Here is an 18,702-nt window from a genome sequence, read left to right on the forward strand (position 1 = left end):
CCAGGAGAAACCCGATGAAACGCAAAATCGCTTTATTTTTGTTTGCCTTTGGCGTAAGCACCAGCGCAATGTCCGGCATGTGGAATTGCGAAAACATGTGCTTCTATGAATATAACCAATGTGTTGCTGCTGGCGAGCCGTGGTATCAATGTGAAGACTTTAAATGGTCATGCCTGGGTTCCTGCGGCATTCAACAGCCCTGAAGCATTGCCCGTGTAAAACAGGCTTGACCCGGCATGCGCCAACTGTTGCAACAGGCATGCCAGCTTGATGTCACATACCACGCAGGTCTTTTCCTTGACAACGTATGTGATTTTTCAAATGTGTTTTTTGGATGAGAATCATGATGAAACGTAAAGTTGCCTTGTTTTTGTTTGCATGCGGCATGAGCGCCTCCGCCATTGCGGCGATGGACAATTGCTCGCATTGCTATGCCGATTACCGCGCCTGTATCGCCTCCGGCACGCCCCGTTTTCTTTGCAATGAAGCAAAATGGGATTGCCTGGCATATTACTGCGGCATTCAAACTCCTTAATCCGTAAAACATGCATAACCACACATCAGCGTGGTTATGCAGCACGGCTTTTGCCAACTGAGCAACGCCGAATTGCAGCAAGTCCTGCCTGGAAAGCTAGCGTTGCTGCATCAAATACAGCAGCGACGTCACAAGCTCTGAGCGCATTTTTTCATCCCAACACAAGGAAACAATATGAAAGCGAAACTCTCATTATTTCTGTTCGCCATCGGCTTAGCTGCTTCCAGCGCCTATGCTTATGACGAATGCCGCTATGGCTGCGACCTTGAATACCGCCAATGCTTAGCGCAGGCTAACGGCGACTGGCTGGCAGTTGATGCCTGCATCGAAAATGTCTTGAGCTGCAAAGACCGCTGCCGCACTTGATGCAACATGCAAGCTGGCGGCTAAGCGCCGCCGGCTTGCTTATTCATTCAACCAATCACGCAATTCGTAATACCAATATGTGAGCTGCGCCGCCAGCAAACCGGCCCCGGCGCCAGTCCAGGGCAAACCCCATTGGGCAAACTGCTGCAGCCGCTGCGTGTCGCCCGTCAACGCGCGCGCCAACACTTCGCCGGCGGCGGAAGTCGGCCCCACGCCATGCCCGCCAAACCCCATCGCATACCACAGCCCCGGCGCCAGATTGCCGATTTGCGGCATTTTATGCCGCGCATAACTCATCAAACCGCACCAGGCATGCTCCACCTTGACCCCGGCCAGCTGCGGATAGACTTTCAACATATCGCCATACAACAAGCGCGCCACCTGCTGCGGGCTTTTGCGCATAATCGAGATGCGCCCGCCCCACAGCAAGCGCGTATCCGGCAAGGGGCGGTAGTAATCAAAGGCAAAGCGGGTGTCATACACCGCCGCCGGGGTGCGCATGGCGTCTTGCAAACGCGCGCCCAGCGGCTCGGTGGCCATCACATAGGTGGCGATGGGCAAAATCGCGCGCGCTAATTGCGGATACAGTTTTTCGATATACCCGCCGCAACACACCAGCAAGTGTTCGGCCTCGACACTGCCCTGCGCAGTCTCAACCCGCCAGCCTGAACCGCTGCGGCTGATGTGCAATGCGCGCGAATCTTCATACACTTGCACGCCATGGCCGCGCAAAGCCGCCGCCACGCCCTGCGCATATTTGAGCGGATGAAAGTGAAAAGCGTTTTTCTCAAACAAGGCGCCAAAATAACGTTCGCTCAAGAGCTGTTCACGCAATTGCCCGCGCGATACGCTCTCCCACTGCACGCCCAGCTGATCGCGCATAAACGCTTGTTGCTGCTGCAATATCGCATCGTCATCAAACCAGTTCGCCAGCAAAATGCCGCTTTCCACCTTGTCGCAGTCAATCGCATAGCGTGCGATGCGGCGGCGGATCAACTCCACCGCTTCCAGCGTCAATTGATACAGCGCGCGGCCTTTTTCCGGGCCGGCCTGCGCTAACAAGGCGCGCTCGCCCAGGGAATAGCCGCCAAACACAAAACCGCCATTCAAGCCGGACGCGCCATGCCCGATTTGCTGCGCCTCCAGCACGCACACATCGGTTTCGCCACGCTCAGCCAAGGACAGCGCGCTGGCCATGCCGGCAAAACCGCCGCCAATAATCGCCACCCGGCAACGTTGCCCGCCTTGCAGGCGGGGATAGCGCTCGCCCGCGCTGCTGGCGCGGTAAAAACTCAGATCAGATAAAGCGCTCATGACTGACCGCCCTTGCCTGCGGATAAAGTGGGATAGCCTTGCAGATGCAGGCGCAATCCGGCATCGCTGTGTGCAAGCGTGGCTTGCGCGCCGATCGGCAAACTGGCGCGCCGTTTGATATGGCCATACGGCAGGCCGGTGAAAATCGGCGCCTTAAGCCGGCTTTGCAGATGCGCCAGCATGGCGGCAAAATCAAATCCATTGTCATAAGGCGCGAGACGATAGCCGGAAAAATCGCCCAGCACAATCGCGCGCTGGCGCTGCAACACCCCGGCATGCAAGAGCTGCAAAAGCATGCGCTCAATGCGGTAAGGATGTTCGCTGACATCTTCTAAAAACAAAATGCCGCCATCGGTTTGCGCCGGCGTCGGAAAATACGGCGTGCCAAGCAGACTGAGCAGCATGGCCAGATTGCCGCCCCATAACACGCCCTCAATCTTTTGCCCCGGCGCCAGGCTGCTGCCGGCAGCCTCGGCCTGTGCATCCAGCAGCAGGCTGTGCTGCGGCTGCTGCAGAATGGCGCAAAATTGGCTCAGCATATAGTCATTGACTTGCGGCAAGATGAAATCATCGCACAGCATGGGGCCGGAAAAACTGCAGGCCCCGGTTTGCCGCCATAAGGCCAGATTCAAGGCGGTGAAATCGGAATAGCCGAAAAACAGCTTGCCGCTTTCGGCCAGCAGATCCCATTGCACTTGATCCAGAATGCGGCTCAGGCCATAGCTGCCGCGCAAGGCCAGCACGACTTGCGCCTGCGGATCTTTGGCAGCGGCATGCAGCGCAGCCACGCGCGCGGCATCCGTGCCGCCAAAGCGCAACATGCGCGCATCATGCGCATACAGATTGCGCACGCAAAAGCCGAGTTGCTGCAGGCGGCGCAGGCCAAGTTCAAGGTTGGCGCCTTCCTGGGCGCAGCCGGAAGGGGCGCACAGAACCAGGCCGGGCTGATGTGAAAAGACGGGGGATAAAACTTGCTCGGGTTCAGACATCGGAACATCACTCATAGCACAGGGATGGGGCTTATTTTCCGGGTAAGCCGTGTAAGCGGGTTGCCCGGAGTTGATTCGCGGCTAAAGCCGCTCCTGCCAGGGCTGCTCAGGCGTCATTCGCCAGGCAGCCGCACCGGCAAAGCATTGCCGCATTGTACATGCTGCGCCTTACGGCAACACGCTTTGCCATGGCACACTGCGTCCCTGGCAATGGGCATCAATCATGCTGACAAAGTCCGGCAACAGGGCATGCGGCAAATCGTGGCCCATGCCTTCAAAAATGCGCAAACTGCTGTTTGGCAATAAGCGGTGGCAATCCTCGCCGCAAGCCAGCGGCAAGAGCGGATCTTGGCGCCCATGCATGACCAGGGCGCGCGCCTTGACTTGCGGCAGCAGCGCGACCCGGCTGCCGGAAGCGGCCACCGCCAGCAATTGGCGCGCCGTGCCTTGCGGATTGAAGCTGCGCGCCAGACCGGCGGCTATGCGCTGGCGCAATTGCGCTTCCTCAAATGGAAAACCCGGGCTGCCCAGCACACGCCACACATTCACACTGTAATCCAGCAATTCCTCCTGGCTGGCGCCGGGCTTGGGGCCGCTCAACATCACCCGGCGCGCCGCCCTGACCGGGCCGGGCAAGCCGCGCCGGCCGCTGGTGGACATGATGGAAGTCAAACTCAGACAACGCCCGGGATGCATGGCGGCAATCAATTGCACAATCATACCGCCCATTGAAGCCCCGGCCAGATGCGCTTGCCGCACGCCGGCGTCATCCAGCACCGCCAGACAATCCAGCGCCATATCGGATAAAAGATAAGGCGCGCGCAATGGCAGACGGAAAATCGATTTCACATACGCCAGCGGCAAATTGGGCCGTCCCAGATGCGGCAAATGTGACGACAGGCCGGCGTCGCGATTATCCAGGCGGATCACAAAATAACCGGCGCGCACCAGGCCCTGCACCAATTCCGGCGGCCAGGAAATGAGTTGCATGCCCAAGCCCATCACCAGCAGCAGCGGCACGCCGCCCGCATCGCCATCGGTGCGATAACACAATCGCACCCCGGCGCGCTCGACAAAGCGAAAGCCCTGCCCCGCCGCCTGCGTCAACAGGCTGTCATCTTCGGCCTGGCGCTCATAGCGCCGCTGGGTTTTATGCCACATCATGCCCTCCCGCCAATCAAGTCGCACCAGGCTCACACTTGCTGCAATGCTTGCGTAAAGTCATCCAGTAAATCGGCCTCGTCTTCGATCCCCACCGCCACCCGCAACAGCGATTCCGCAATCCCCATGCTGGCGCGGCGCTCCTGCCCCATTTCATAGAAAATCGTATGCGCCACCGGAATGATCAAGGTGCGGTTATCGCCCAAATTGCTGCTCGGAATAGCCAGCTGCAGCGCATCCAAAAAGGCAAAGCAATCCAGCTCAGGCAGCAACTCAAAACTCAGCAAAGCCCCGCTGTGGCGGAATAATGTGCCGGCAAGCGCATGCTGAGGATGATTTTCCAGCCCCGGGTAATACACCGCCGCCACCTTGGCATGGCTTTGCAAGAGGCGCGCCAAGGCCAGCGCATTGCTGCAAGTGCGCGCGGTGCGCAGGGCCAGGGTTTCCGCCCCCACCGCCAAATGATGCGCCGCCTCCGGCGCCAGGGCCGCGCCGAAATCGCGCAAGCCCTTGGCGCGGATCTGCGCCAGACCCCAGGTTTTGGGCGGATTGCGTTTGTAGTTTTCCGCGATATGCGGCCAACGCTGCCAGTCATACAAGCCGGTGTCGGTCAAGGCCCCGCCCAGGGCATTGCCATGACCGCCTATGCTCTTGGTGAGCGCATTGATCACCAGATGCGCGCGCACCGCCTTGGGTTGGAACAGCCAGGGATTGGTCATGGTGTTATCCACCACATATAACAAGCCCAAGTCATCACACAAAGCGCCGATGCGCTCCAGATCAGCGATCTGGGTGCGCGGATTGGCGATGGTTTCAACAAACACCATGCGCGTGGCCGGCGTGATGGCGGCTTTCACCTGCGCCACATCCGTCGCGTCCACCATGCTCACCGTCACCCCCTGCTGAGCGCAGGTTTGCCACAGGCTGTTGGTGTTGCCAAACAGAAATTGGGAAGAAATCACATGGTCGCCCGCGCGCAGCAAGCCTTGAAACAGCGCGCCAATCGCCGCCATGCCGGTGGCGAAGCACACCGTGCCGGCCCCGTCTTCCATTAAATTAACCTTGTCTTCCAAGGCCGCCACCGTCGGATTGCCCTGACGGCCATAGCGATAACCGGGCTGACGCCCCTGAAACACCGCCGCCAGCTCGCGCGCATTGGCATAGCCGAAAGCGACCGAATTATGCACCGGCTTGTGCAAAGAGCCATGCTCAATACCCTTTTGCCGGTCGGCATGCAAGATGCCGGTGGTAAACCCCTTTTTCTTTTGTTCCATGCCTCATCCTTGCGCCGAATTTTTCCCGGCCAATCCGGGTTTTTGGCGCGTTTGCGTCATCAAAGCGTCATATTGTAGCGCTGGCGTCGCCGCAAACGTCAGCGCCCTGCCGAATTTTTGCCAGCCATGCGCCCGGCCCGCGTCCGGCATCAAGCTTACGCGCGAAAAAGATGCCATTTTGCAAATATCCAACAAGCAATCCAGACCTTAAAAGCGCAAACAGCCCGCCTTTCCCCCCTTTTCTTTGCGCATCGGGCTTGCCAGGCGGGGGTAATAATGGCTGCAATCGACTAACGCCTAGCGCACAGATGGAGCCGAAGATGGAAAATCAGCAAACCGCCCGTGAGCCTCAAGTAAATCCTGGAATCGAACATGGCCTGCTGCTGCCGGAGCCGGAACTCGACTTGCCGACGGATGAAAATGGCCGCGCCGCACAGGAATTGCGCGCCATCCACGAAGCCATCGCCCGCGTTGAAGCCGAGGCCAAAGCCACCTTCGCCGCAGAAAGCCGGGCGCAGGCCGAAAGCCGCGCCCGCGCCATCGCCGAAGCGCGCGCCAAAGCCGACACCGAAGCCGCCGCCGCCGCCCAGGCCAAGGCCAAGGCCGCCGAAGAAGCGATTGCCGCCACCCGCGCCAAGCTCGAAGTTGAGCGCCAGGCCTGCTTAGCCTCAGAAGCGCGCACCGCCGCCGTGAATAAAGAAATCGCCGAACTGCGCGCCCGGGTGGAAGCGGATCAACAAGTCAAAGACGCCGCCGATGCGCGCGCCAAAGCCGAACAGGAAGTGCGCAAGCGCGCCATGCAGCAAGTGCAGCAAGACAGCGCCATGACCCAGCGCGCCAGCGAAGCCGCGCAACGTCTGCAAGAAGAAACCGAGCGCGCCCGCATTCAAGCCGCAGAACGCGAACAAACCTTCCGCCGCGCCGAAGAAGAAGCGCGCGCCCGCGCCGCAGTCGAAACCGAATTGGCGGCGATTGCGCGCAACCGCGAACAAATCGAAGAAAGCGCAAGAAAGAGCGCAGAACACCTGAAAAACGCCGAAGTGCAGCACCAAAAGCTGTACAAAGAGCGCACCGAACTCGATTGCGCCGCCCTCACCGATACGCTGGACCGCAGCGCGGCGGAAATCCGCGCACGCGAAGAAGCGCGCGCCCGCTTAGCGCTGGAACAGCAAAGCGAAGCCATGGCGCAAGCGCGCGCCGAGCACGAACGGCGCGCCGCCGAAGCGCTGCACCTGCGCTTGCAATCAGAATCGGAAATGGCGGAAATCGCCGAAGAGCTGCACAAAGCCGAAGGCATCGCCGCCCTCACCGCGCAAGCCCGGCGCGACGCAGACGCCCGCATCCGCGCCGCCACCGAAGCGCGCATCGCCACCGAAAAGAAATTGCAATCCGCCGCCTTGGCGCGGGTAGAAGCAGAACACCAAGCCGAACAACAAGCACGCGCCCGTTTAAGTTCAGAAGCGCGCGCCGCCGAAGAGGCGCGCCAGCGCCTGGAAGCAGAACAAGCCGCCGAACAAGCCCTGCAAGCGCGCATCGCCGAAGAACAGCGCGCCCGCATCCTGGCGCAAGAACGCGCCCAGCTGGAAGAAAGCACGGCCAAAATGGCCGCCATCCGCAACCAGGCCGAAGAACAGGCATTAAGCCTGGTGGCCGAACACGCCGCGCTGCAAAGAAAGAGCGCCGAAGCAGCCGCGCAAAAAGCCGAAGCCGCACTGGCCTTGGCCAAAGCCGAAAAAGAACGCATCGAAGCCGACCAGCAAGCCGCCGCCGCCATGCTGGAAAAGCAAGCCGCCGAAGCCGCCGCACGCGACGAAGCGCAAGCGCGCGCACGCGCCGATCAGGAACAGGCGCAAGCCTTGAAACAGCGCCAGCAAGCCGACCAGGCCCTGCGCATCGCAACAGAAACCGAAGCCGCCGCCGCCAAGCTGGCGCTGGAAAACTTAACCGTGCAAGCCGAGCAAAAAGCCGCCGAAGCCCGCGCCGCCATGCAAAAAGCGCGCGACGCGGTGCAACTGGCCAAGCTGCAACGGCAACGCGCCCAGGATGAAAAAACCGCCCTGCACGCACTGCAAGAACAATTAACGCGCGAACAGCAAGCCGCGCAAGCCGCCGCGCAAGCCGCCCAAGCCGCGCAAGAAAAACTGCAAGCGCTGGAACGCGCCCGTATCGAATCCGCCGCACGCGCCCAGGCCCAAGCCGAACACGCCAAGCTGCTCGCCGAGCAAGAGGAAAGCGAACGCGCAGAAAAGCAAGCCCTGAATGCGGAATGCCAGGCCAAAAAAGCGCTGGTGCAACAAAGCCGGGTGCGCGCCGAACTGCAAAAGCGCACCGCCGCCCTGCATCTGCTCAAAGCCAAGGAAGCCACCGACCTGACCCGCGCCGAACGCGAACGCATGGAAGCCGAACAGCAAGCCTGCGCCGCGCTGCAAGAAAAATTGCAAGCGGAAGAAAGCGCACGCCAATTGGCCGAACAGCAACAAGCGCAAGCGCAAGCCCTGGCGCGTGAACTGCGCGCCCGTGAAGAACAGCAACGCGCCCAATTCGCCCAAGCGCAAGACAAGGTGCGCGCGCTGGCCGCGCAACGCGAACAGGCAGAAGCGCAAGCCCTGCAAGCCGCCGAACGCGAAGCCCAGGCCCAAGCCGAACTGCGCCAACGCGCCGAAGAACAAGGACAGGCCCTGGCCGAAGCCGCCCTCGCCGCCGAGCGTCAAGCACAGGAAGCCGCGCGCCTGGCGGTATTGGAAAGCAAACGCGCCGCCGCCCTGCAGCAGGCACAAGCCGCGCTGCGCGCCCAATGCGAAGAAGAAGAAAAACGCATCGCCGCCGAACTCGCCGCCGCCGCCGCAGCAGCAGCCCGCGCACAACAGGAAGCCGCCGCCGCGCAAGCCGCCAAAGCGCGCGCCGCCGCCGATCAAGCCCACACCGCCCAATTGCGCGAACAGGAATTGGCCGAACAGGCGCGCGCCGCCGCCGCCCAAGCCGCCGCCGCCGCCGCGCAACAACAAGCCGAAGAAGCGCGCCGCTTAGCCGCCCTGGAAGGCGAACGCGCCGCCAGCGCACAAGCCGCGCAAGCCGCGCTGCGCGCGCAACGCGAAGCCGAAGAATTGCGCCTTGCCGCAGAAAAAGCCGCCACCATCGCCGCGCAAGCCAAGGCAGCAGAAGAAGCCGCTGCGCAAGCCGCCGCACAAGCGCGCGCCCAGGCTGAAGAAGAACAAGCCAAAGCCCTGCGCGAACAACACGCCGCAGAACAACTGCGCGCCCGCGCCGCGCAAGCCGAAGCCGCCGCCAGCAAACACGCCATGAATCAAGCGCAAAGCGCAGCGGAAATGCAAAAACGCGCCGCCCAAGCCGCCCTGGCCACCGCACGCGAAGCCTTAGCCACAGCCCAGGCTGAGCGCGAGCGCTTAGCAGCGGAAGAAAGGGCGCAAGCGCTGCATAAGCAAAAACAAGCCGCCGAAGAACAGGCGCGCGCCGACGCCGAAGCCGCCGCCCGCTTAGCGGAAGAACAATTGCGCTTAGCGCAAGAGCGCAGCGCCCGCGAAGCGCAGGCGCGCGCCGCACTGGAACAGCAAACCCAGGCCGAACGCGCCATGTTGCAACACCTGGCCGCACAAGAAGCGGCCCAGCTGCAAGCCAAGGAAGCGGCCTGCGAAAACGCCCGCGCCGCGCTGGAACTGGCCCAGGCCGAACAGGAAAAAGCCCGCCTGGAACAAGAAGCCAGCGCCCGCCTGCATCAACAATGCGTGCTGCAAGCCGAACAAGCCGAAGCCGAACGCATGCGCCTGGCCGCACTGGAAGAAAAACTGCAAAGCGAGCAAAACGCCGCTGTCGCCGCCGCCGAAAAAGCGCAAATGGCGCAGGAATTGGCCAAAGTCACCCGCGCGCGCGAATTGGCCGAAGTGGCCGAGCGCAATGCGCAAGCCGCCAAATGCAAGGCCGAGCGTGAATTGTTTGAACAAAGCTGCGCCCGCACCCGCGCGCAACAGGAAGCGGCCCGCCTGCTGCAAGTGAAAATGCAGGAAGAACAGGAATTGGCCGAACTGGAAAACCGCCGTCAGCAAGCCTTGCAACAAAGCGTGCTGGCCTTGGAGCAAAAGAAAGCCGCTGAACAGCGCGCCGCCGAGCAAGCCGCCGCACGCGCCGCCGCCACGCAAAAAGAAGCGCAATTGGCGCGCGAACGCGCTGCCGCGCAAGAACAAGCCAACGCCGCCGCGCAAGCGCGCATGCAAGCCGAGCAAAAAGCACTGGAATTGGCGCAAGCCCAGGCCCAGGCCGAAGCCGCCAGCGCAGAACTGAGCGCGAATCTGTGCGCCAAGCTGGCCGCCGAGCAAAAAGAAGCCGAAGCGCTGGCCAAGGAATTGTTGGAACGCGTCGCCCTGCAAGGCAAGAAAAACAGCGAATGGCGCGCCAAGGCCGAAGTGGTGTTAGCCGAATCCGCCCCGCCCTCCAAAAAACAGCGCGTCCTGAACGCCGCCCGTCAAAGCGTGGCGCAACTGATGTTGATGTTTGCGGTGCTGGCCTCCGTGTTCGGGGTGGCGCATTACGGCGCGCCGGGCATGGCGCAACAAGCTTTGGCCGCCTTGAGCGGCAGCGGCGTGGCGCACGCCACCGCGCCGGTGATCGCACAAGCCCCGGCCGCGCAGATCGCCGCGCCGGCGGCAGAACCGGTGTCGCGTTTGCAAATGGCTTATCAATTGATGCAATTGCCGGAAGAAAAAGCCGCCGCCCTCAAAGCCAAACCGGCAGCGAAGAAGAAGGCCCTGTCGGGCGAGGTCGAAGCACCGGGTAAAAAACTTCCGGAAGATAAATTGAATTTGGCGCAGTTGCAGGATTGAGGCCTTTGCGCGGGCGCAAAACTGTGCCCGCGCAAAACGGCTTGATTGGCGACTCAGCGCGGATTGTGGCCGGATCGGGTGGCGTTGGCGTATCGACTGCGCCAATTTTTGCAAGCCGGCGCAACACGCTTATTCCATCAGCCCGCCATGTTTTACCGCCAGCTCATAATGCATGGAATCGCTGGAACCCCAGGCGGCGCCCAACTCAAAGCCGTGTTGCGCCATTTCAAGCATGAACTCCTTGCTGGGCGTCGATCCTGTCGCGCCTGCTTGCGCCACGCGAAACCAGCCGCGCCGCAAGATTTGCCCGGCGCCCGGCTGATCGACCGATTCCCCCCAAGTGCGTTTCCTCTCCTTGTTGTAGCCAAGCCGGCCAAACAGAAACGCCCTGTCTTGCAATAACTTTCGTTTCAACTCGCCATCCCACCAGTAAGCGGCATCCTGTTCAGCCACCACCTTGCGCGCTTTCAAGCCGGCTTCAGCGCTGATGCGGCTGGCGCTCACTTGCTCCAGCAGCGCGGCGACTGCCGCCGCATTCACAGGATCGGGCAGCGTAAAACCGGCCAGCTTGGCGGCTTCGGCAATCTGCTGCTGCTCGCCTTGCGTGAGCGCCGTGGCCGGTTTTTTCGCCAATTTAGCGGCCAGCGCCTTGAGCGGCTTTTCTGCTTTCTGCAAAGGCGCGGGCTGCGGCATCGGCGCACGGAGATCGACTTTGTTCTTGGCCAGCGCCTGTTCAAGCATCAATTGTTGGTGCGCTTCGATTTTGACCAGCCAGGGGCGCAATAAACTCTCAATATCTTTCTGCACCTTGGCCAAGGCGGCCTCTTTTTCCTTGCCATCCGCCATTTCCGTGGCATCGGCCCAGGCATTGCGCAAAGCATCGAATTGCACCCAGCCGCTGCTGAGATCATCGTTTGGCAGTGGCGCAAGCGGGCCTGGCTTGGCCGCATCCGTCGCCTGTTGCGCCTCAGCCGCACCAGTTGCCGGCGGCGTATCCAGCGAATGCCGGAACGCATAACTGGCCTTGGCGGTGGCGTCAATCGCTTGTGACAGGCTGGCCAAAAAAGCCTCATCGGTCTTGGCCTGCGGCTTGGTTTGATCCATGGCGCGCACGGCTGCCCGGCGCTGTCCATAATCTTCATACTTTTTGCCGCCCTGCTGGCCGGGCTGAAACAAGGCATTCGAGCGGCCTGTCACCGCCCGGATCAGCGCCCGCGTTTCGCCCGGATTCATCATGGGTAAGTTGTAGGCGTCAAAATCAACGGCCTGACCCAGCATGTGCATATTGGCGTGTCCCACCCTTGTACCGAGTTGCAATTTATGGCGGAAAGACCAGCCAACCGAGGTATGCGGATAGGCTTTTTGCCCCAGCTCCGGATAGCGCTTTTTCATCTTCTCTTGCACCGCTTCCAAGCGCGTCGCCAACGCATCATGGGCCAACAGATTGGGTTGCCCGTCAACCCTGCGCATCTTTTGAAAATGTGCAATCGTCTTTTCATCACTGCCAAACCAGGGCCGCATAAAGTCAAGCAAGCCCAAGGCCGCCTCATCATCGCCAACCGTGGCGCCAAACTGGCGGCCTGCCAATTCGGTCTTCGCCAGCGCCTTGCGCCCATCGGCATCCGCCTGGGCTGCCAAGGCAGCGCTGTCAAGCTGCTTTTTGGCTGGCTTTTTTTGATTCGCGGCTTCGGCCCTGGCGCGCGCTTTTTCCATGATTTCATTACGCAACGGCGCTTCAGCCTGATCCAGCAGCGCCTTGACTGCGCGCAATTTGCTGATCATGGCCGGGTCCGCGCTGGCGATGGTGTGGGGCTTGAGTTTGGCGTCGTGGCCTTTGCCTTCATACGCATCCTTGAGCTGCGGCGCATGGCCAAGAAAAACGAGTTCCGACAATACCCCTTCGCCATCCGCCAGCGCAGCAGCATCCGGACTGGCGATATCCGCTGTACTGGCCGGATTGCGCGGATTGAGATCGGCGCCGGGGCCGGCATTGGCCGCAGCATTCAGCACAGGAAACACGGTCGTCAACAACTGGGCCTTGGCGCTGCCGACAAATTCCAGATCAGCCGTGCGCAGCGTCAGCTTGTCTTTGGCATGCACAGACATGATGCGCTGCGCGCTCTTGCCCGCTTGCGTGAGACCGATTTTCAGCTCTGCGCCAGCGATATCCAGCGTCATCACCGATCCCATGACGAGCGGCTTGGCTTGACTGATGGCCAGGCGCAAGCTCTGCAGCGCGCTGGCCGGGCCGGGGTCAAAAGCCTTCTGGCCTTTGGCCGGTTTTTCCGCTTCAGGCAAAACGCCTTTCACGCTGCCTTTTAAGGCCAGCCGCAAAGACAGTTCAAGCTTACGCCCGGCGAGGTTGAGCGGCCCAAATTGAAAGGCAAAATCATGCAGGCTGGTAGAAAGGGCGACACGCCGGGTTCCCGGCAGTTCTGGCGTTTTGTGCCCAGGCCCGTCTTTAGGACTGAGCGCAAGCTGCGGCGCGCCCGTTTGCTGACTGAGCCTGAAACTCTCGCCGCGCAAAAAAGCGTCGGCAAAAGCATCCGCTTCTTGCTCAGCGGCGGCGCTTGCGCGCGCCGGATTGGAGGCCGGCGGCGTGTCGCTGCGGCAGATGCGCTGCTGCAAGGTATGCGCCACCTCATGCGCAATCAAACGCTGCCCTTGGCGCGAAGCGGGATCAAATTCTCCGGCGCCAAAATGAATATTCTGCCCAAACGCAAATGCGCGCGCATTCAGCTTTTGTGCGCTTTGATGGGCCTGGCGGTCGGTGTGAATCCGCACCTGGGATAAATCATGCCCGCTGGCTTGGGAAAATTGACTCAACAAGGGCGCTGGCAGGGCGTCTCCTTGCGGCGCGCCGCTTGCGCCGGATTGCCGCGCGGCATCTGCTTGCTGCTGTGAGATTGCTGCAAAACGCTGCATACATCCTCCCTTGCGTAATCGCTGGCAGCGCTGACGCTATGCAGCATTGGCAGCCGGTGAGACAGATGGCATCGAAAGTATTGCTTGAGTGAGGCAAGCAGATTTTATCGGATATGCCGCCCCACGCGCAGGAGATTTGCCGCGCTTTGCCACTCAGCCGGGCGCGCGCGCCGGGCATTGCGGGGCGCGCAGCCAGGCTTGCCACAGTTGCGCATCCACAAACGCCGCCTCTGCCGTCAGGCCCGGCGCCGCACAAGGGCGGAAAGATTCGCGCGGCAAGCCTGAGACATGCATTAATTTTTCAGTGGGAATGCGCACCACCCATTGCGAATGCGGCAAACGCAATTCGCCCAGCGCGCCCAATAACTGCGCCATCTCACTGCCATACACCGAAGCGCCGGCGGCGGCGTGCAAGCCAATCGCCATGCCCTCGCCCATGCTGCCAGTCCAGGGGCCGGCCAACACCACCAGCCGCCCGCCAAAATAAGGCGCGCGCGGAGCCACATATTCCAGCCAGATGCGCGGCACGCCCTTGCTGCGCGCTTCTTGCACCAATTCATGCCGCTGATACGGCTGCGGGCTTGACACAAAATGCCCCATCAAAGCGCGCGCCACCAGCGAATTGCCGCCGCTTGGGGTATCGCGCAAATCCAAAATCAGCGCTTTGGCCCCGGCCACCTCGCGCATGGCCTGATCAAATGCGGGAATCAGTTTTTCATTGCCCAAGGCATTATGAATCCGGATCTGCGCCACGCCATCGCGCAAACTGCTGCTGAGGAGCGTATCCGGGGCCGGATAACTTGGCGTGAAACTGATCTCGCGCGCCACGCCATCGTGCTGTACGCGCAAGCTGATCTGCGCCCGGTTGCGCGGCCCGGCCAAAGCCTGCTGCAAACCATAATCCGCCGCCGCCGGGTCAGCGCTTTGCATAAAACGCGGGGTGAAAGCCGCGCTGGCGGCGGCGACCGGCTGACCATCAATTTCCAGCACCTCCATGCCGGCCTGCAAACCGGCGCGCGCCGCCGCCCCGCGCACCGCGCGGATCAGCGCCCGCCCCTGCTGCCAGTGCGCACGCAGATCGGTATGGCTGGGCGCCAGGCGCTGCGAGTCGGCATTCGCCGTGCCAAAGTGGGCATGTTCGTCATACAGCTCGCGCAATGCAGCCTCCATGGCCTGCAAAAAGCTTTTACGCGTATCAGCCTGCGGCGCCCGGCTTTGCAGGGCGCGGCAAGCGGCTGGCCAATCGGTTTTTTTGAGGTCGAAATAAGCGTATTCTTCAGTCACAAATTCGCACAGGGCGCGCGCATCGGCCTGTCTTTCTTGAGCGCTTAAAAAATTTTCACTGTGGGCGGGGGATGCCGTCAGACAGCAACACGCCAGGGCAAGCGGGAGTTGTAAGGTTTGCATGGGGTAGCCGGTAAAAGCGGGTGAGCAGCTGTTGTGAGGAAAATCCAAACCATACTTGAATTTGCGGCCTGCCGCCATGAAATCCGGCCCTGTCGCCTGCCACCCTGCACGCAAAAGCGGCAAGCGCAGCACAGGCCGAGATGGTGAAATGTGGCATCTTGCGCCAGTCACCGCATATGAACGCCGGCCCCGCACCTGCTTATAAACCGCCTTCCATATTCATTTCACACCGGCTTTCTCCTGATGGCTTAATCAGGTCGAACATTGGTTTGCCACCTTGAGCGAGAAACCAATCCGCCATGGCGCACAGCGCACTACCCGCGAGGCATCTGGCGCTGCGCTGAGAATGCGGTCTTATAGAGCAAGCGGCTTGCAGCTTCATTGTGCAGAGCTGCTTGAAGCACGGTTTTGGTTTTGCCGTTCGTGCTGAACCTGCCTGAGCAGCGTTTTTGCCTGAAAAAGCAGCCGCGAAACAACAGCATTCCAACAAACTCGCAGTATTTTGCACATACCGGCGCCGCAGCCCGCCCAAATCTGGCAGCATAAGCAGCAAGATCGGAGCGCCCAGCCAAGGAATGCCATGTCCAACCCGCCGCCGCCTTCACAGTTCAGCCGCCGCGCCAAAGATGGCTGGAATACGCATGAACTGCCGCCGGCCCCAAGCCCGGCGCCGGCGGTTCAAGTCAAGCCGGAAGATCAGCAAAAAAAGCTGGATGTCGCCAAAACCCTGCTGGATAAATCCGCCGAAACCAATCGCAATCTCTTAATCGCCTTTTACGCCCTGCTCACCACTTCCCTGATTTTGTGTTTGAGCGTGACCGATGAAATGCTGCTGGTCGGCAGCACCACCATCAAAATCCCCTTGATCAGCGTCGATCTGCCCATCTGGGCTTTCGCCAGCATTGCGCCGTTTTTTGTGATGGTGCTGCATTTTGATCTTTTGCATAATTTGAATGAACACAGCCGCAAACTGGGGGTGTGGGTGGCGTTGTGGGAAGCAAAACATGGCGTGGCGCAAAAAAATCAGGTAAAAAAAGCCGCGCTGTGGCGGCGGGCGGGGCGTCAAATCGGGCATTTGTGGCGCATCAAACAGATATTGCCGCGCCATCTGGCCAAAACCTATCTCTGGCCCAATCTGTTCATCCGCCGCCTGTGGCGCAAAAAATCACGCGCTGAAAAACCCGGCGCCACGATTTCAGAAAATTGCTATCCCTTTGTGTATGACTTCGCCTGGCTGTATGAAAAAGGCAAAGGCGGCAAACGCGCCAGCAGCACATTATTGCCCTTGCTATGCTGGCTCTTATATTGCTGGCTGCCATTTGTGGTGTTGATGGCGTTTATGATGCGCTTTGCGGATTTGCAGGATTATTTGTATACCAGCTTTCATTTGGCTTTGATGATTTTTGACTTGATATGGATTAAGAAATTTTGGCCCGGGTTTGTCAAGCGGCAAAGAGGGTTACGGACTTTCTTTAATGCACTGGCTTGGGCGCCGGGGATGTGGGTTTTTGTTTTGTATTGCTTGATTCAGTATTGCATGGAGACCAATGAGCATTTAGAAAACTCACTAGAATTAGATATATTTAATTCAGAAAATGAAAAAATTCAAACAATAATGGAGTTCAATGCAAAGTCAGTCACCGTCATGCAATCACTCAATTCTCGCGAATGGGTTGAGCTCTCTATTTATCTTGAATCAAAGCAGGAAAATATTATTAACATAACACTCACCCCAAGAATTGTCGTCCCAAACTTTCAAGCAAAATTACCAGAAAAATTTTTTGATATTGCCGAATTACGCAAACCAGGCATCAAAAAGGAAGAATTAATCAATGGAATGCCAAATCTGATGAATTTTAAAAACCGGCATTTTGGTTTTGCAGTTTTGGATAAAGCAAGAATCCCATATTCAGACTTTTCATTTGCCAAATTAAAATATGCAAATATGTTTGGGGTGGATTTTGACAAGAATAATTTCGAGCATGCTCAATTGCAAGGCGCAAGCTTGTATAAGGCCCAATTGCAAGGCGCACGCTTGTATAAGGCCCAATTGCAAGGCGCAAGCTTGGTTTTTGCCCAATTGCAAGGTGCAAACTTGAATTCTGCCCAATTGCAAGGCGCAAGCTTTGATTCTGCCCAATTGCAAGGCGCAAGCTTTGAATCTGCCCAATTGCAAGGCGCAAGCTTGTGGCAAGCCCAATTGCAAGGCGCAAGCTTGTGGCAAGCCGAATTGCAAGGCGCAAGCTTGTGGCAAGCCCAATTGCAAGGCGCAAACTTGGCTTCTGCCCAATTGCAAGGCGCAAGATTAGCATCCACTGAACTCCATGGCAGCGACATCGCAAACAGCAAAGGCTTAGCTGCCACAATCGGAGAATATTCCTTTTCAAAGAAGTGTGATTTTAAAAAAATAAGCCAAGAGCCCTGGGCTAAAAATAATGCTAGAATTACATTCGCAGTCAAACGCTGCACAAAATTTACTCACCCCTCCTTGCCCGCACAAAATATCAAGACATTCACTGCGGCTTGGAAAGCCCAGCTTTGCGAAAGTGAAGCCATTGCAAAAAACATGCTTCTGATGCGCCCAAGAGAAATCCCCGCCGCCGACCTACGTAAATGGATGGCCACCCAGGAAAAGTGTAAGCCATTCATTCAATATGTTGAAGAAGATCTTGTGCTTGATTAATCCAAACCCGCGCGCAGGCGCGCGGGAGAAACCGCCACCGCTGCCAGCATAAATTCAGCCGGTGGGAGCATTTTCCTGTGCTCCGCTCAACAGCCTGCGCAAGGCAAACCTGTGAGTTTGTGGTGGGAGCGACTTCAGTCGCGAAAACCGGCTGCTGATATGGCGCCGTGCATATTCGCGGCTAAAGCCGCTCCTACCGGTATTTTGTCGATTCACTGCTTGTTGTGATGGTGGTTTTTTTGGGTGTGCAGATTGGTGGGATTTCTGGCGTGCCGATTGGCTCATTTTCCTGTGCTCCGCGCAACAGCCTGCGCAAGGAAAAGCTGTGAGTTTGTGGTGGGAGCGACTTCAGTCGCGAAAACCGGCGGCGGATATGGCGCCGTGCGTATTCGCGGCTAAAGCCGCTCCCACATGTATTTTGTCGATTCACTGCTTGTTGTGATGGTGGTTTTTTTGGGTGTGCAGATTGGTGGGATTTCTGGCGTGCCGATTGGCTCATTTTCCTGTGCTCCGCGCAACAGCCTGCGCAAGGAAAAGCGGTGAGTTTGTGGTGGGAGCGACTTCAGTCGCGAAAACCGGCTGCTGATATGGCGCCGTGCGTATTCGCGGCTAAAGCCGCTCCTACCGGCCCAAATACTGCTGCGGGTAATGCCATTCGCGGCTAAAGCCGCTCCTACCAGTATTTTGTCGATTCACGGCTTGTCGCGATGGCTGACTTCAGTCAGGAAAACCGGCGCCGCCAATACCGAGCGTAAATCGCATACGCTCTGCCTGTTGCAAAAGCGCTGCGCGATCTTCGGCGAAATGCACGCCAACACCCCAGGATCGTATTTCTTCTCCGCTATATCGAACTTCTCTATAGACACCGCCTTGGTGTGTTGAGACTTCGTATGCCAAAAACGCCCGTCCATTTTCCTGCATGAATCGGTAAGTGATCGTATCTTCAAAGTCGTGCAATTGAATCGGCGCTTCACTGTAGAAAGTGGCAAGATCAATCTTGATGTGCAAATCCCGCGCCGAATGCACAAGCGCCTGCAATGCGCCGGCATATTCCAGGTCTGCGGGAATCACAAGCGCAGATGTCTTGCCGATTGAAACGATGGATTTGGGACGGGTGCTCATATTTCTATCCTGCTGGCCTGATGTTTGATGTTAGCGGCCTGCTCAAAGCTCCCCCTTAACGGTGAAGCCAAGCGGCGACAAAGATGAGGGA

13 protein-coding genes are annotated in these 18,702 nt (G+C 59.0%); 5 read left to right on the forward strand and 8 right to left on the reverse strand.

What is annotated here, in order from left to right:
* Window positions 1-14 precede the first annotated feature (14 nt).
* Window positions 15-203 carry a hypothetical protein gene (locus tag V8J88_RS10590; RefSeq protein WP_338849460.1) on the forward strand — a complete coding sequence of 63 codons (189 nt, stop codon included), beginning with the start codon at window positions 15-17 and terminating at the stop codon, window positions 201-203.
* On the opposite strand, the gene V8J88_RS10595 is transcribed toward V8J88_RS10590, so the two are convergent.
* Complete coding sequence (locus V8J88_RS10595; RefSeq protein ID WP_338849461.1) at window positions 191-616, reverse strand: hypothetical protein; 426 nt, start codon at window positions 614-616, stop codon at window positions 191-193. The two genes, V8J88_RS10590 and V8J88_RS10595, sit on opposite strands and share 13 nt — an antisense overlap.
* Window positions 617-709: 93 nt before the next feature.
* Between V8J88_RS10595 and V8J88_RS10600 the strand changes: the two genes are divergently transcribed.
* A complete protein-coding gene (locus V8J88_RS10600) occupies window positions 710-901 on the forward strand; it encodes a hypothetical protein (protein ID WP_338849462.1) in 192 nt (63 codons plus the stop codon).
* Between the two features lie 39 nt (window positions 902-940).
* On the opposite strand, the gene V8J88_RS10605 is transcribed toward V8J88_RS10600, so the two are convergent.
* From V8J88_RS10605 to V8J88_RS10620, 4 genes are all read right to left on the reverse strand, one after another.
* Window positions 941-2,215 carry an FAD-binding oxidoreductase gene (locus V8J88_RS10605; protein ID WP_338849464.1) on the reverse strand — a complete coding sequence of 425 codons (1,275 nt, stop codon included), beginning with the start codon at window positions 2,213-2,215 and terminating at the stop codon, window positions 941-943.
* The gene (locus V8J88_RS10610; protein ID WP_338849465.1) at window positions 2,212-3,204 is read right to left on the reverse strand and encodes an LD-carboxypeptidase; all 993 of its coding nucleotides are present in this window, start codon (window positions 3,202-3,204) and stop codon (window positions 2,212-2,214) included. Before V8J88_RS10610 ends, V8J88_RS10605 begins: the two co-directional genes overlap by 4 nt.
* Before the next feature lie 168 nt (window positions 3,205-3,372).
* Entirely contained in the window at window positions 3,373-4,368 is a 996-nt protein-coding gene (locus V8J88_RS10615; RefSeq protein WP_338849467.1) for an alpha/beta hydrolase, read from the reverse strand.
* 29 nt (window positions 4,369-4,397) lie between these two features.
* Entirely contained in the window at window positions 4,398-5,639 is a 1,242-nt protein-coding gene (locus V8J88_RS10620; protein WP_338849469.1) for a cystathionine gamma-synthase family protein, read from the reverse strand.
* A 320-nt stretch (window positions 5,640-5,959) separates the two neighbouring features.
* Between V8J88_RS10620 and V8J88_RS10625 the strand changes: the two genes are divergently transcribed.
* Window positions 5,960-10,474 (forward strand): hypothetical protein, encoded by a 4,515-nt coding sequence (locus V8J88_RS10625; protein ID WP_338849470.1) that lies wholly within the window; start codon window positions 5,960-5,962, stop codon window positions 10,472-10,474.
* Window positions 10,475-10,603: 129 nt separating this feature from the next.
* Here V8J88_RS10625 and V8J88_RS10630 read toward each other — a convergent pair whose 3' ends face one another.
* Window positions 10,604-13,399, reverse strand: coding sequence for a DUF4157 domain-containing protein (locus V8J88_RS10630; protein ID WP_338849471.1), 2,796 nt, complete (start codon window positions 13,397-13,399; stop codon window positions 10,604-10,606).
* Window positions 13,400-13,552: 153 nt separating this feature from the next.
* Complete coding sequence (locus V8J88_RS10635) at window positions 13,553-14,806, reverse strand: S41 family peptidase (protein WP_338849472.1); 1,254 nt, start codon at window positions 14,804-14,806, stop codon at window positions 13,553-13,555.
* Window positions 14,807-15,386: 580 nt separating this feature from the next.
* On the opposite strand from V8J88_RS10635, the gene V8J88_RS10640 reads away from it, so the two are divergent.
* Both V8J88_RS10640 and V8J88_RS10645 read left to right on the forward strand, forming a co-directional pair.
* Window positions 15,387-17,489 carry a pentapeptide repeat-containing protein gene (locus V8J88_RS10640; RefSeq protein WP_338849474.1) on the forward strand — a complete coding sequence of 701 codons (2,103 nt, stop codon included), beginning with the start codon at window positions 15,387-15,389 and terminating at the stop codon, window positions 17,487-17,489.
* A 411-nt stretch (window positions 17,490-17,900) separates the two neighbouring features.
* Window positions 17,901-18,032, forward strand: a complete 132-nt coding sequence (locus V8J88_RS10645) for a hypothetical protein (protein WP_338849476.1) — start codon at window positions 17,901-17,903, stop codon at window positions 18,030-18,032.
* A 174-nt stretch (window positions 18,033-18,206) separates the two neighbouring features.
* Here V8J88_RS10645 and V8J88_RS10650 read toward each other — a convergent pair whose 3' ends face one another.
* Complete coding sequence (locus V8J88_RS10650) at window positions 18,207-18,611, reverse strand: hypothetical protein (RefSeq protein WP_338849477.1); 405 nt, start codon at window positions 18,609-18,611, stop codon at window positions 18,207-18,209.
* Window positions 18,612-18,702: the final 91 nt, after the last annotated feature.

Source organism: Massilia sp. W12, from assembly GCF_037300705.1.
Taxonomy (GTDB): domain Bacteria; phylum Pseudomonadota; class Gammaproteobacteria; order Burkholderiales; family Burkholderiaceae_D; genus JACPVY01.

Coding starts and splice junctions, on each gene's coding strand:
- V8J88_RS10590 (WP_338849460.1), top strand. CDS start 15: ATGAAACGCAAAATCGCTTTATTTTTGTTTGCCTTTGGCGTAAGCACC.
- V8J88_RS10600 (WP_338849462.1), top strand. CDS start 710: ATGAAAGCGAAACTCTCATTATTTCTGTTCGCCATCGGCTTAGCTGCT.
- V8J88_RS10605 (WP_338849464.1), bottom strand. CDS start 2,215: ATGAGCGCTTTATCTGATCTGAGTTTTTACCGCGCCAGCAGCGCGGGC.
- V8J88_RS10610 (WP_338849465.1), bottom strand. CDS start 3,204: ATGTCTGAACCCGAGCAAGTTTTATCCCCCGTCTTTTCACATCAGCCC.
- V8J88_RS10615 (WP_338849467.1), bottom strand. CDS start 4,368: ATGATGTGGCATAAAACCCAGCGGCGCTATGAGCGCCAGGCCGAAGAT.
- V8J88_RS10620 (WP_338849469.1), bottom strand. CDS start 5,639: ATGGAACAAAAGAAAAAGGGGTTTACCACCGGCATCTTGCATGCCGAC.
- V8J88_RS10625 (WP_338849470.1), top strand. CDS start 5,960: ATGGAAAATCAGCAAACCGCCCGTGAGCCTCAAGTAAATCCTGGAATC.
- V8J88_RS10630 (WP_338849471.1), bottom strand. CDS start 13,399: ATGCAGCGTTTTGCAGCAATCTCACAGCAGCAAGCAGATGCCGCGCGG.
- V8J88_RS10635 (WP_338849472.1), bottom strand. CDS start 14,806: ATGCAAACCTTACAACTCCCGCTTGCCCTGGCGTGTTGCTGTCTGACG.
- V8J88_RS10640 (WP_338849474.1), top strand. CDS start 15,387: ATGTCCAACCCGCCGCCGCCTTCACAGTTCAGCCGCCGCGCCAAAGAT.
- V8J88_RS10645 (WP_338849476.1), top strand. CDS start 17,901: ATGTATTTTGTCGATTCACTGCTTGTTGTGATGGTGGTTTTTTTGGGT.
- V8J88_RS10650 (WP_338849477.1), bottom strand. CDS start 18,611: ATGAGCACCCGTCCCAAATCCATCGTTTCAATCGGCAAGACATCTGCG.